The sequence below is a fragment of the Pseudomonas sp. BLCC-B112 genome (assembly GCF_028550695.1).
GTDB classification, from domain to species: Bacteria; Pseudomonadota; Gammaproteobacteria; order Pseudomonadales; family Pseudomonadaceae; genus Aquipseudomonas; species Aquipseudomonas danubii.
Map to the genome: position 1 here is coordinate 88,302 of NZ_JAQQGK010000004.1, position 12,820 is coordinate 101,121.

15 protein-coding genes are annotated in these 12,820 nt (G+C 62.4%); 4 read left to right on the top strand and 11 right to left on the bottom strand.

Annotation, left to right across the window (positions count from 1 at the left end; all coding sequences use genetic code 11):
• Positions 1-13 precede the first annotated feature (13 nt).
• The 8 genes from PQT43_RS11840 to PQT43_RS11875 form a co-directional block, all read right to left on the bottom strand.
• Entirely contained in the window at positions 14-748 is a 735-nt protein-coding gene (locus tag PQT43_RS11840; protein WP_267268244.1) for a hypothetical protein, read from the bottom strand.
• Between the two features lie 49 nt (positions 749-797).
• Complete coding sequence (locus PQT43_RS11845; RefSeq protein WP_213666421.1) at positions 798-1,478, bottom strand: C39 family peptidase; 681 nt, start codon at positions 1,476-1,478, stop codon at positions 798-800.
• A gap of 64 nt (positions 1,479-1,542) precedes the next feature.
• Positions 1,543-2,538 (bottom strand): heme utilization protein, encoded by a 996-nt coding sequence (locus PQT43_RS11850; RefSeq protein WP_253085519.1) that lies wholly within the window; start codon positions 2,536-2,538, stop codon positions 1,543-1,545.
• Positions 2,539-2,601: 63 nt separating this feature from the next.
• Positions 2,602-3,180 (bottom strand): adhesin, encoded by a 579-nt coding sequence (locus PQT43_RS11855; RefSeq protein ID WP_110597041.1) that lies wholly within the window; start codon positions 3,178-3,180, stop codon positions 2,602-2,604.
• 1 nt (position 3,181) lies between these two features.
• Positions 3,182-3,634, bottom strand: a complete 453-nt coding sequence (locus PQT43_RS11860; protein ID WP_102879253.1) for a hypothetical protein — start codon at positions 3,632-3,634, stop codon at positions 3,182-3,184.
• Positions 3,635-3,963: 329 nt separating this feature from the next.
• Positions 3,964-4,488, bottom strand: coding sequence for an AAA family ATPase (locus PQT43_RS11865; protein ID WP_102863510.1), 525 nt, complete (start codon positions 4,486-4,488; stop codon positions 3,964-3,966).
• Entirely contained in the window at positions 4,485-5,048 is a 564-nt protein-coding gene (gene pnuC, locus PQT43_RS11870) for a nicotinamide riboside transporter PnuC (protein WP_102879254.1), read from the bottom strand. Before pnuC ends, PQT43_RS11865 begins: the two co-directional genes overlap by 4 nt.
• 88 nt (positions 5,049-5,136) lie before the next feature.
• Positions 5,137-6,771: a methyl-accepting chemotaxis protein gene (locus PQT43_RS11875; protein ID WP_272754141.1), complete on the bottom strand. Its 1,635-nt coding sequence runs from the start codon at positions 6,769-6,771 to the stop codon at positions 5,137-5,139.
• 295 nt (positions 6,772-7,066) lie between these two features.
• Here PQT43_RS11875 and PQT43_RS11880 point away from each other — a divergent pair, with 295 nt between their 5' ends.
• Positions 7,067-7,897 carry an undecaprenyl-diphosphate phosphatase gene (locus PQT43_RS11880; RefSeq protein WP_272753976.1) on the top strand — a complete coding sequence of 277 codons (831 nt, stop codon included), beginning with the start codon at positions 7,067-7,069 and terminating at the stop codon, positions 7,895-7,897.
• A complete protein-coding gene (locus tag PQT43_RS11885; protein ID WP_267268243.1) occupies positions 7,894-8,316 on the top strand; it encodes a DUF1294 domain-containing protein in 423 nt (140 codons plus the stop codon). Before PQT43_RS11880 ends, PQT43_RS11885 begins: the two co-directional genes overlap by 4 nt.
• On the opposite strand, the gene PQT43_RS11890 is transcribed toward PQT43_RS11885, so the two are convergent.
• The gene (locus PQT43_RS11890; RefSeq protein WP_181433961.1) at positions 8,313-8,657 is read right to left on the bottom strand and encodes an MmcQ/YjbR family DNA-binding protein; all 345 of its coding nucleotides are present in this window, start codon (positions 8,655-8,657) and stop codon (positions 8,313-8,315) included. The genes PQT43_RS11885 and PQT43_RS11890 overlap by 4 nt on opposite strands.
• A gap of 11 nt (positions 8,658-8,668) precedes the next feature.
• A complete protein-coding gene (locus PQT43_RS11895) occupies positions 8,669-9,577 on the bottom strand; it encodes a LysR substrate-binding domain-containing protein (protein WP_102863515.1) in 909 nt (302 codons plus the stop codon).
• A gap of 130 nt (positions 9,578-9,707) precedes the next feature.
• On the opposite strand from PQT43_RS11895, the gene PQT43_RS11900 reads away from it, so the two are divergent.
• Together PQT43_RS11900 and PQT43_RS11905 are read left to right on the top strand one after the other, a co-directional pair.
• Positions 9,708-10,319, top strand: a complete 612-nt coding sequence (locus PQT43_RS11900; RefSeq protein ID WP_272753977.1) for an FMN-dependent NADH-azoreductase — start codon at positions 9,708-9,710, stop codon at positions 10,317-10,319.
• 263 nt (positions 10,320-10,582) lie between these two features.
• The gene (locus tag PQT43_RS11905; protein ID WP_102879260.1) at positions 10,583-11,620 is read left to right on the top strand and encodes an alpha/beta hydrolase family protein; all 1,038 of its coding nucleotides are present in this window, start codon (positions 10,583-10,585) and stop codon (positions 11,618-11,620) included.
• 1 nt (position 11,621) lies between these two features.
• On the opposite strand, the gene PQT43_RS11910 is transcribed toward PQT43_RS11905, so the two are convergent.
• Complete coding sequence (locus PQT43_RS11910) at positions 11,622-12,809, bottom strand: MFS transporter (RefSeq protein ID WP_123390727.1); 1,188 nt, start codon at positions 12,807-12,809, stop codon at positions 11,622-11,624.
• Positions 12,810-12,820: the final 11 nt, after the last annotated feature.

Consider the following 12,820-nt stretch of genomic DNA (forward strand, 5'->3'; position numbering starts at 1 on the left):
GCGTAGTTCAAGATCAGAATTTGCGTAGAGCGTCGAGCGTTGTCAGGTTGCAGTCCAAAACACCGTTGCTGGGCCCGTTGTTTCTGAGCACCACATTGAGTTGAGTCAGGTTGTTGACCAGGTTGCTGTTACCCAACAACTGGGTGTTCTGCAACAGATTGCCCTGGGCCACTTGCTGCAGGGCGCTGCCCTGATTGCCGTTGGCCTGTATCGCCATCTGGATACCGCCATTGAGGGCCGATACCGCCACGCTACCGGCGGCGTTGCTGCCGGTGATGGTCTGGCCGCTCATCAAGGCCTGGCCGGCCCCAGCGGCCAAGGCGGGCGCCTGGTTGGCCTCTGTGACATTGATGCTGATGTTGTTGTAGGCAGAGTTGCCATCACCGGCGGCTCTCACGCTCTGGGTCACGCCCTGGCCACTGGCCAGGCCTGCACCGCCGATCACATTGCCGGTGCCTGGGGGCGGCGTGGTGCCGTCACCGGTCTGGGTGATGGTGGAGACGTAGAATTCCGGTTTGATGGTGGCTTGCTGGATCTGCAGCGAGGTGGTCGCACCGATCAGGTCACCGCTGGCGTTGCGCCAGGTACTGCTCATGACAATGCCGAAGCTGATAATCCGCCCCGGCATCACGTAACGGCCCCGTAACTGCGATAATTCCTGATCCTGGATAAGTTCGGGCTTGAAACCAGCATGGGCTGGAAGAGCTGCTGCCAGGCAGGCGGCGGCCAGCCAGTATGAAGTCTTCATCTGCTTGCTGCTCCCGGAGCGTCCTGCCCCTTTATGATTGTTCGGGCTTCTAGAAGAAGTCGCTCTGGATAAAACCGAAGTCCATCAGGTCCGTGTCTTTGACCGGGTAGAAACCATCGAGCTTGTTTTTCGCGGTCAGCGGGGCAGGCGGGTCGAGCAAGGCGTTGGTCTTGTCGTAGCCGGGACCGATGATGGCGAACACGATTCCATTCCAGCCTTTGACGAAGTCTTCATGGGAGTAACGCTTGTGACCCAATACCGGGTCACCGATGTAGACCCAGCCTTTCTGGGCCCGCTGCATCACCACGAAGTGCTTGTAGCCGCGAATTTCCATCAGTACCACCACCGGAATGGTCACCGCTTCGAGCTTGTCGGGCGGAATCCGGTAGCCTCGGGCGCGCATGCCGATGCTTTCCACGTAGCGCTTCATATCGAGCATGGAAAAGCCCTGGGTGCGGACCAGATTCTGATCCGAATTGACCAGCATGCCCTTGATGACGTGCTCCTCATCGACGTCAAGCCAGTAGGCCTGGCGCAGAACGGTCGCCAGCGCGGCGGCGGCGCAACTGAAGTCGGTCTTCTGCTCGACGATGTCGCTGAACTTGCGTTCACGTACGCTCTGCACCTGTTTGAAGATCAGGTTGCCACCGGGCAGGCCGGCGACGGCCATCTGCGCAGCCTCAACGGGAACACAGAGGCACAGCAGGAGGGAGAGGATCGCAGTACGCATGATCGTTACGCCTGAGCCGGACTGTGGAAAAGCCCCGTTTCCGGGGCTTTCGTTACGATCGCGATTACATGCAGGCTTTGCAGCCAGCGGCGATGGACAGCGAGTTGCTTTGTTGGTTGCCCACACCAGCCGAGACGTTGGCGCCACCGTTGCCGGAGAAGCCGTTCATCGAGTTGGTCATGCTGGCGTTGTTGACCACTGGGTTTTTCCAGCCGTCTTTGGTCAGCACTTGCTGGGTCCAGTAGCCAGCCAGTTCGATGGAGCCTTGTTCCTTGAAGGTGAATTTTTGATCGTCGTTGTCGTGGCCACCACCGCGGTTGTTATTGCCATAGCCGCCGCCGTGATGATCGTCACCTTCGATCGTGCCGCTGCCGGTGCCTTTGTAGCTGCCGCGGGCAACGAAGCCGCCCGAGAGGGTGTCTTTTTTGTAGGCCTGGACGCCTTTGTTCTCTACGACCAGATTGGTCGAGGACTGGTTGGCTGCAGCCGCTGCGGTTGCGACGCGGCCGCCGGATACGGCGATGGCCAGGTTGTTTTTCTGTTGGTTGAAGTTGCCGGCGGTGACGTTGATGCCGATGTTGCCGGAACCGTTGTTGCCGGAGTTATTCAACACAGCGTTGTTCTGTGTCGAAGAGTTTTTCACATGGTTGTTGCTATTGATCTGGGTGGCGCTGGAAGCTGCCACGGCGCTGCCGAAGATGAAGCTTTCGTCAGCGGTTGCCAGGGCAGCGGCGTTGTCTTGTTGGTTGCCGTCGCCGGCGGCGACGTTGGCGCCCATGTTGCCGTTGGAGTTGTTGAGGGAGTTGTCCATCTTGGCGTTGTTGTTGGTGCCCTGGTTTTTCACCACGTTGGAGGTGCTGGTCTGCACGTCGATCACTGCAGCACCGGCCCCGGCGGTGATTTGCAGCAGAGTGCCGAGATCTGGACCTCTATCATGATCGCCATGGCCATTGCCATGACCGCCGTTGTGACCGTTGTTATTTCCACCTGCCTGGGCGGCCATTGCCATGACTGCGGCCAGTGCGAAAACCAGTGGTTTGAGAGCCATTGTAGGTTTCATGGTGTTTCTCCGGTGCTTATTAGTTGGTTAAGTGTTGGTACTTTCTAATTGCACTACGAGGGGTCAATCTGCGACCCGTATGCTCAGGGTGTTAGCCATTCGGTTCCCCACCCCGGCACTCTGGTTCACCTGAATCACTCCACGGCTGCCGGTGAAGGCCTGGTCGCTGGTAACGACCTGGCGGCTGCCTTGTTGAGTGCCAGTTGCTCCCGAGTTTGGTAACAGCGCCACGTTCTGTTGGGACAGGGCGCTGTCGTCAATGCTTTGCGGATTGGCGCTGATGCTGATCCGCAGGGCATTGGCCATCTGGTTGTTGGCCCCGGCCGACTGGTTCACGCCCAGTGCGCCGCTGCCGTTGCTGAAAGAGTTGCCGCCGATGGTGCTGCTGGTATTGACCGAGCGGTCGGCTGGCGTGGTGATGCGTTGGTTGACGCTGGTGGTGGCCGTGGCGTTGGTGCCGATGGCAATGGCCCGCACGTTGGTCTGTTGTTGCTGGTCGCCGGCGGCCTGGTTGACGTTGAAGTTGCCTGTGTAGCCGGTGCCGGAGTTCTGGATGCTGGAGGTGGCGGCGGCTTGATTGGCGGAGTCGGCCATGGCCCCGGAGCAGGCGAGCAAGGCAAGGAACAGGACTGAGCGATTCATCTCATTGGCCCCCGATATTTTTCAAGGGAGCCATGCCGGTGTTGATGCTCCGATTGATCGAGCCGGAAATACTGGCCCCGGCGCCGCCGCCATGACCCACTGCCATGCCTGGCAGGCCATGGCTATTGCTGTTGCTCAGGACATTCATCCCCGGTACACCGCTGTTGCCGGACAGCACGGTGCCGCGGATCAGCGCGCCAGTCCTGATGCCGGCGAAATCGCCATCGGTCATTTCATTGCCGGTCATCTGATTGACCAACGTTGAAGGGTTGGTATTGACCGAAACAGGATTGGGATCTTTCTGCAGAGGCGCACGGCCAAGGGGCTGTGCCTGTAAGGTGCGCTGGATGATGATCTCGCCATTGCCCGCCGCCAGAACCGGAAGACTGGACACCGCGCTGACGGCACAGCCGATCAGCAGTAAGCGGGTGAAACTTTTGTTCAGAGTCCCCACGGCGGTATTCCTTCTTCTCAGTGCTGGCCCTAGTCAGCGTTGAGAGGGAGAGAGCAGAAGCCGTGCCGCTTTTGATTTCTTGCGAAGAATCAATGGGTTGGGAAAATGCTGGGAAAAAGGACGCAGCAGGTGTTTCAGGATTGAGACAGACACCACCGACGGCCATTGGCCATAACCGGGACAATGCTCTGGAACAAGGGTTGCTGCGGGGGTGTATCAGTGGCGCAACAGTTTCGCCGACAGTGGGCGCCGCCCCCGAAAATGGCGGCCTGATCGCCAGGGGAGTGTTTCAGGAATGGACACTCTGGGGGGGCGCACCTGCGGCGGGATCAGTCCAGCAGCAGTTGTCGAACCAGGGCGAAGGCCTGCTGCCGGCGCTCCTGCCAATCGCCGCGAATGACCCGATAAGGCTGCGCGTGCAGGTCCAGCCACTGCTGCGTGGCGTCGAAGAAAGCCTGACGCTGCGCCAGTTGCGGCTGGCAGCGCTGACCGTCGTCGCTCCAGGCCACATCCTCCGGGGACAGCAGCAGGTGCAGGTGGTAATGCCGGGCCAGCAACTGGGTTTCCAGCCACGGCGGGCAGTCGCCGAACAGGGTCCGGCTCCACAGCAGGTTGCTCAGCAGGTGGGTGTCGAGAATCAGCAGGGCGGGTTGCCGGGCCCGGGCCTGGTCCTCCCAGGCCAACTGGCCACGGGCGATCTCGGGGATGTCCGCCAGGCAGGTATCGCGGCACTCCTGCTCGATGAAGTGGCGCACGTACTCACCCACCTGGATGCCGCCGAAGTGCGCTTGCAGCTCGGCCGCCAGCCAGCTTTTGCCACTGGACTCGGGGCCGGTCAGCACCAGTACCTTCACGACTGCAACGCCGGGTCGGCGCGCCAGGTGCGCCAGCCCTGGACCGCCAGCAGGGTGAACAGGGCGTAGAGGGCCGCGGTCAGGTACAGCTCCTTGTAGATGAACAGACCCACGAAGATCACATCCACGGCGATCCACAGCGGCCAGCATTGCACGCGCTTCTGCGCCATCCACCATTGGGCTACCAGGCTGAAGGCGGTCAGGGCGGCGTCGAGCCAGGGTTGCGCGGCATCGGTCCAGTGGGCCATGGCCGCTCCCAGCATCAGGCTGCCCAGCGCGCCGAGGGTCAGGCCCTGGAGCAAGCCGACGGGCTGCAACTGGCTGACCGGGCGCCCCTGATGGCGGTCGCCGCCCCGGGTCCACTGCCACCAGCCATAGAGCTGCAGCACGGCGTAGACCACCTGCAGCAGCATGTCGGAATAGAGTTTGACCTCGTAGAAGATCCAGCTGTAGAGCAACACCATGACCAGGCCGATGGGCCAGCACCAGGGGTTCTGTTTAACCGTCAGCCAGACGGCAATGACGCCTAGCGCAGCGGCAAACAGTTCAAGCCCGGACATGGCGGTTCCTTGGGGAAGTGGAGGAGGGGGCGGATTGTACCCAGTCTGGGCCCTGGGCGTCAGCCCGGGGCCCAGACCCTGAAGTGACTCAGACGCGGAACTGGCGCAGCAGGCCATTGAGCTGTTCCGACAGCTCTTTGAGGTGGCGGCTGGCGGCGCTGGAGTGCTGGGCCGCCAGAGCGGTGCCCTGGGACAGGCCTGCCGCCTGGCCGACGTTGTGGTTGATGTCTTCCACCACATGGGCCTGTTGCAGGGTGGCGCTGGCAATCGAGGCGTTCAGGCCGTTGAGGGTACGCAGTGCCTGGCCAATGGCATTGAGGCTGGTACCGGCCAGGCCCGCCTGCTCGATGGTCAACTGCGACGCGCGGCTGCTGTCGCCAATCACCTTGACCGCCGCTTCCGAGTGATTCTGCAAGCGCTCGATCATGCCCTGGATTTCTGCGGTCGATTGCTGGGTGCGCTGGGCCAGCAGGCGCACCTCGTCGGCCACCACGGCAAAACCCCGACCCTGTTCCCCGGCCCGGGCCGCCTCGATGGCGGCGTTCAGGGCCAGCAGGTTGGTCTGTTCGGCAATGGAGCGGATCACTTCCAGTACGGTGCCGATCTGGGTGCTTTCTGCCGCCAGGGTGCGGATCACTTCCACCGCCTGATCGATGGTGCTCGACAGCTGATCGATCTGCTGCAGGCTGCCGTCGATATTGACCTGGCCTTGCTGGGCCTGGGCTTCGGCCTCGCGCACTTCACTGGCGGCGTGCTCGGCATTTCTCGCAACATCCTGAACGCCACTGGTGACCTGACTGATGGCTGCGGCCACCTGTTCCATCTGCTGGGACTGTTGCTGGCTGCGCTCCTGGGCCTCGGCGGCATTGCTGCCCAGCTCGCTGGAGGACTGTTCCAGGGCCGCGGCGCTGGTCTGCAACTGCGTCACGACCCCACGCAATTTGGCGGTGAAACCGTTGAAGTGTCGGGCCAGCTCGGTGACTTCATCCTGGCCATGGGTATCCAGGCTGCGGGTCAGGTCGCTTTCGCCGCTGGCGATATTGGCCATGGCGTGCACGGTCTCGCGCAGCGGGCTGACGATGCTGCGCACGATCAGCACCACCAGGCCCGCCATCAGCAGGGCAATCACCAGGCCGACAGAGGAGGCCCGCAGTACCTGGGCATAGAACTCCTGTTGCAGGTCATCGATGTAGATCCCGGAGCCGATGATCCAGCCCCAGGGCTGGAACAGCTGGATATAGGAGGTCTTCTGCACCGGCTGCTCGGCCCCGGGCTTGGGCCAGCGATAGTCCACCATGCCGGCGCTCTTGGACTTGGCCAGGGCTACCATTTCGTTGAACACTTCGAAGCCGTCCGGGTCCTTGACTGCCGCCAGGTTCTGTCCGTCGAGCTTGGGGTTGGCCGGGTGCATGATCATGACCGGCGTCAGATCGTTGATCCAGAAGTAGTCGTTCTGGTTGTAGCGCAGCCCGCGAATCACCTGCAGCGCCTGTTTCTGTGCCTGTTCGCGGCTCATGCTGCCGGCGGCTTCCAGGCCCTGGTAGTAAGTGAGCACGCCGGCGGCGGTCTGCACCACGTGCTGGGTCTTCTGCGCCTTGGCCTGGTACAGGTCGCCATGAATCTGCTTGAGCATCATCACGCCCAGGGTCACCAGGGTCAGCACCGCCACGATCAGGATCAGCCACAAACGCTGACTGATGGACATCTTGCGTAAGCTATTCATCATCCGGTCACTCCAGATTCTTGTTCTTGTCATAAAAGGCCGTGAGCATCCAAGCACGCCTGCCTTCGAGCGCCAACCCTACGGAAGTCCAATAACACCACAGGCGCATTTTGCGCCTGTCTGTTAGGATTTCGGCGCCTTCACGCAAAACCTGAACCTTTCTGAATTTTTCACAGAATTTTCATAGGTTTGTGTTGATCTTATGGGCGCCGAAAACTCGGCTACGCTCGTCGCAGTAATGGCTTTGAATACTTAAAAAAGAGGCATGCCTGGAGCATCGCCTTATGGGGGATTGATGGATTTTTGGACCGCCGCGCAGGCATTGATACTTGGGATTGTCGAAGGCCTGACCGAGTTTTTACCCATCAGCAGTACCGGGCACCAGATCATCGTCGCCGACTTGCTCGACTTCGGGGGCGAGCGGGCGATGGCCTTCAACATCATCATTCAACTGGGGGCGATTCTTGCGGTTGTCTGGGAATTTCGGCGCAAGATCTTCGATGTGGTGCTGGGCTTGCCCACCCAACCCAAGGCCCAGCGCTTCACCGTCAACCTGCTGATCGCTTTCCTACCAGCGGTGGTGCTGGGGGTGATCTTCGCCGACCTGATTCACGCTTACCTGTTCAACCCCATCACCGTGGCTTCGGCCCTGGTGGTTGGCGGCATCATCATGTTGTGGGCCGAGCGCCGGCAGCATCAGGTACATGCCGAGACGGTGGACGACATTACCTGGAAGGACGCGCTCAAGGTCGGTTGCGCCCAATGCCTGGCAATGATCCCGGGGACCTCGCGTTCCGGCTCGACCATCATTGGCGGGCTGCTGTTCGGCCTGTCGCGCAAGACCGCCACCGAGTTCTCGTTCTTCCTGGCGATGCCCACCATGGTGGGGGCCGCGGTGTACTCCGGCTACAAGTACCGCCACCTGTTCCAGCCGGATGATTTTCCGGTGTTCGCCATCGGCTTCGTCACGGCCTTCATCTTCGCCATGATCGCGGTCAAGGGCCTGCTGAAGTTCATTGCCAGCCACAGCTATGCGGCGTTTGCCTGGTATCGCATTGCCTTCGGCCTGCTGATCCTGGCGACCTGGCAGTTCGGTTGGGTCGACTGGACGGCGGTCCAGCCGTGACGACGGGCCGCAGCGAACCGCGCGCCGGCAGTGGCGCGCGCATCCACAATCTGAAGCTCAAGTTGCTGGTATGGGTCCTGCTGTGCGCACTGCCGTTGTTCGGCTCGTTGTCCCTGTGGTGGCGAGCAATCTCGATCATCCCCCTGGTCGCCTATGGCGCCGTCAGCCTGTTGACCTTCCTGCTGTACTGGCACGACAAGCGCCGGGCCAGGGCCGAGGGGCAGCGCACGCCGGAGAAGGTCCTGCACGCTCTGGAACTGGCCGGTGGCTGGCCCGGTGCCTTGCTGGCTCAGCAACTGTTGCGGCACAAGACCCGCAAGGTGTCCTATCAGACGCTGTTCTGGCTGATCGTGGCCTTGCATCAGGTCTATTGGATTGATCGGTTGTTCCTGGAAAGCGGGCTGCTGAGCCTGTTCTAGAGCAGCAGGCCGACCTGGGTGCGCTTGGGCAGCTTGCTCACCACCAATTGATGGGACGCTTGCAGCAGGGCCTTGAGTTCATCGGCCCCCAGCGGGTAGGGGCTGTGCATGATGATCCAGTGAGCCCGGGCCAGGTAGGGCGCCGGGGCAATGCCCGGACGGTCGACATGGCCAAGAAACAGTTCCCGGTCGACCTTGAAGGCCAGGGACTCGCCCCGCAGGTTCTGCAACGCAAACATCTTGTTGCCGGCAATCGAGAATACCCGCACGCCGCCCCATTTGTAGTCTTCCCGCGCGCCTGGCAGGCCCAGGCAGAATTGCGCCACTTGCTCTTCATTCAGGGTTGCAGCTTTCACAGGGCACGTTCTCCACAACGTTCGAAGGATTCACTCAGGTGCTCGATCCAGGCCCGCACGGCCGGCAATACACCCCGGCGGTGAGGATACACCGCTTGCAGCCAGCCGCCGGGCAGTGACCACTGGGGGAGGAGTTGCACCAGCTGACCGCTGGCCAGTTCCGCTTCGCAGTACAGCATTGGCAGCACGGTGCAGCCCAGGCCGGCGAGGGCGCAGGCGCGACGGACGATGAAGTCATCGATGCCCAGGCGCGCCTCCAGGGCCAGGTCGCAGGCGTTGCCCTGTTGATCCAGCAGCCGCAGGTGTACCAGCCGGTCGGCTTCCAGGGCGCCGAGTATGGGCAGGTGCCTCAGGTCTTGCGGGTGGGTCACCGGGTTGTCCCGCAGGAAGGCCGGGGAGGCGACCATCGCCGTTTGCGCCGGGCGCAGGCGCCGGGTGACCAACAAAGGGTCTTCGTCGCCTTGCTCGCGTACTCGCAGGGCCACATCTATGCCTTCGGTCACCAGGTCGACACGGCGGTTGAGCAACAGCATCTCCAGCTGCACCTGCGGGTATTTCTCCAGAAAGCTGCTCACCAGTGGCGTCAGCAATTCATGGGCCAGGCCCACCGGGCTCGACACCCGCAGGCGTCCCCGGGGTTCGCTGGCCATGCTGGCCACGGCTTCGTCGGCCATCTCCGCTTCCAGCAACATGGCCTGGCAATGGCGCAGGTAGCGCTCGCCCACGGCGGTGAGCTTGAGCTGCCGGGTCGTGCGCTGCAGCAGCCGGGCCTTGAGACGCTCCTCCAGTTCGGCGATGCGCCGCGACAGACGCGACTTGGGAATGCCCAATTGGCGCCCGGCGGCGGCGAAGCCACCGGCTTCCACCACTTTGGCGAAGTAATAGAGATCGTTGAGGTCTTGCATGGGGAAAGGCTCGATTGTCCTGCTGGTGGGACGAACTATCGCATTTATGCCGACTAATCAGCTATTGAATTCACCTGTAGGATTGCCAGCATCCGATCGCCCAGTGGCGGTCCTCACTTGGAGATCCCACATGAAACTCTTGCATATCGATTCCAGCATCCTGGGTGACAACTCGGCGTCCCGCCAACTGAGCCACGCCGTGGTCCAGGCCTGGAAAACCGCCCAGCCTGACCTGGCAGTGACCTATCGCGACCTGGCCGGCGATGCCATCAGCCACTTCTCTGCTGCGACCCTGGTGGCCGCCGGCACCGCCGCCGAGCTGCGTGATGCTGCGCAAAAGCACGAAGCCGAACTCAGCGCCCAGGCCCTGGCCGAATTCCAGGCCGCCGACGCGGTGGTGATCGCGGCGCCCATGTACAACTTCACCATCCCGACCCAGCTCAAGGCCTGGATCGACCGCATTGCCGTGGCCGGCCAGACCTTCCGCTACACCGAAGCCGGCCCGCAAGGCCTGTGCGGCGGCAAGAAGGTCATCGTGGTCTCCACCTCCGGCGGCTTGCATGTCGGCCAGGCCACTGGGACGGCTCATGAGGACTACCTCAAGGTGCTGTTCGGCTTCCTCGGTATCACCGATATCGAATTCGTTCGCGCTCACGGCCTGGGGTACGGTGAAGACGTGCGCAACAAAGCCATGAGCGACGCCCAGGCGCAGATCAGCGAACAGCTCTTCGCCGCGGCGTAAGGCTTGTGTAAAGACGCTTTCCGGCACGGCAAGCGCCACTAGACTCCGTATTCTGATGACTGTTTGAAGTGATCAGAATGCGGAGTTTTTTTGTGGGCGTTTTCAGTGTTGCTGGCCCAGGTTATGCAGGTTTTTCGAGGCTGGGAGTCGTGCTCCCTGGCCGTGCATTCGCATTGATGGGCCAATCTTGCTTCAAGGCCTTGGCAGCAAGGGATGGCAGGGGTAACGGGCTTTCTCGATCCGGCAGCAAAGGTGGGCGTGTGATGAAGCGTGTTTGTGCAGTGTTACTGATGTGCCTGCTCGGCAGCCCGATTTCAGTGCAGGCCGCTCCCGCGCCACACCCGCACTGGAGCGTCGGCTTCCATGAGATGAGCTTTCTCGATCCCCTGGACCTGCAGCCGATGCGCGCCATTGCCTTTTACCCGTCCACCGGTATCGAGCACCCCAGTCGGGTCGAGGGGTATCAGATCGCCGCATCCCGGGATGCCAAGGTCGCCATCGGCCGCTTCCCGATGCTGATGCTGTCCCACGGCAATACCGGTACACCCCTGGCCCTGCATGACCTGGCGACGTCCCTGGCACGCAAGGGTTTTGTCGTGGTGGCGGTGATTCATCCCGGTGACAACTCCAAGGACCACAGCCGCCTGGGCACCTTGAGCAACCTCTACGGACGGCCGATCCAGATTTCCGAAGCCATAACCGCCACCCTTGGCGACCCGATGCTGTCGCCCTTCGTCAATGCCGATCAGGTCGGGGTCATCGGTTATTCCGCCGGCGGCGAGACCGCCTTGATCCTGTCCGGCGCCACGCCTGACCTGGACCGCCTGCGGCGTTACTGCCAGGAACGTCCTGATGATCGCGATGCCTGCAATACCCAGGGCGAACTGATTGTCGACCGCGAGGATCTGCAGCCAGTGGCCGACCCGCGGGTGCATGCACTGATGCTGATGGCGCCCCTGAGCCTGAAATTCGGTCGCCAGACCCTGGCCGGGGTGCATGTGCCCGTGCTGCTCTACAGCGGCGATGGCGACCAGCTGGTGGCCCTGGACAAGAATGCCGCGGCCCTGGCGCGCAAGCTGCCCGTGGCCCCGGACTTCAAGCTGCTGGCCGGCGCCGGGCACTTCGTGTTCATGGCGCCGTGCAGCGTCGAGCAGTTGGCGGCCATGCCGGCCCTGTGCACCGATGCCGACGGCGTCGACCGCGAGGATATCCATCGCAACCTGATTGCCGAGGCCGGCAGGTTCTTTACCCATACCCTGGGCCGGCCGAGCCGGGCAGGGATGCAGACCGCCGACCAGTAACTCAGGCACCGGCCCGGCGCTTGAGCAGCAGCGTCAGTCCCAGGCCGGTGATCGAGAGCAGGGCGGCGCAGAAGAAAATCCACGAATACCCCAGGTTCAAGGCTACCGCGCCCATCAAGGGGCCGGCGATGGCCAGGGCCAGATCGAAAAACACCGCATAGGCACTCAAACCGGCGCCACGGCTGCTGTTGGGCACTTGCTTGATGGCTTCCACCCCCAGCGCCGGGTACACCAGCGACAAGCCGAAGCCGGTGAGCCCGGCGCCGATCAGCGCCCAGGCCGTGGACGGCGCCAGCCAGAGCAGGGTCAGCCCAAGGGTTTCGACGCACATGCAGGCAATGGCCGAGCGAAAGCCGCCAAAGCGGCTGATGCTGGAGATGAACAGCAACCGCGAGCAGATGAAGCACACCCCGAACACCGTCAGGCAATAGGCGGCGCCGGTCCAGCCGCGGCTCAGGTAGAACAAGGTAATGAAGGTGGTCAGGGTGCCATAGCCGATGGAGGCCAGGCTGAGGCTGGCGCCGAAGGGGGCAATGCGCCCGAAGACCGCCCAGAACGGCAGGCGCTCGCCGCGAATCACCGGCACCGAGGGTTTGTTGCGAATCAGCAGCAGGGCCAGCACCGCCAGAACCGACAGGGCGATGCCCAGGCTGGTGAAACCGTATTGCTCAACCATCACCACCCCCAGCGGCGCGCCGATGGCAATGGCGCCGTAAGAGGCAATGCCGTTCCAGGAAATAGAGCGTGCCGTGTGTTCCGCGCCCACCTGGCCCATGCACCAACTGATGGTGCCGACCCCGATCAAGCCTTGGGCCACGCCCAGCAGCAGGCGTCCGCCCAACAGCACGGCAAGGCTCAGCAGTGGCCAGTGTTCCAGCCACACTGAAATCAGGGTCAAAAGCCCGCTGAGGAGAATCCCCAGCAAGCCGTAGATGATCGAGCGCTTGGTGCCCACGGTGTCCGACATGCGCCCGGCCATGGGCCGGCTGAGCAGGGTGGCCAGGTATTGCGCGCCGATGGTCAGCCCGGCAATCACCGCGCTGAAGCCCAGCTGTTCGTGGACGTAGCCCGGCAGCACGGCGATTGGCAGGCCGATGCAGAGGAAGGCGATAAAGGTGTAGAAGACGATGGAGACGATCTGCAGGGTGATCGCCATGGAGCTTTGAGCGGAGGTCTGTGGCTCGGGCATGAAGGCTCGTT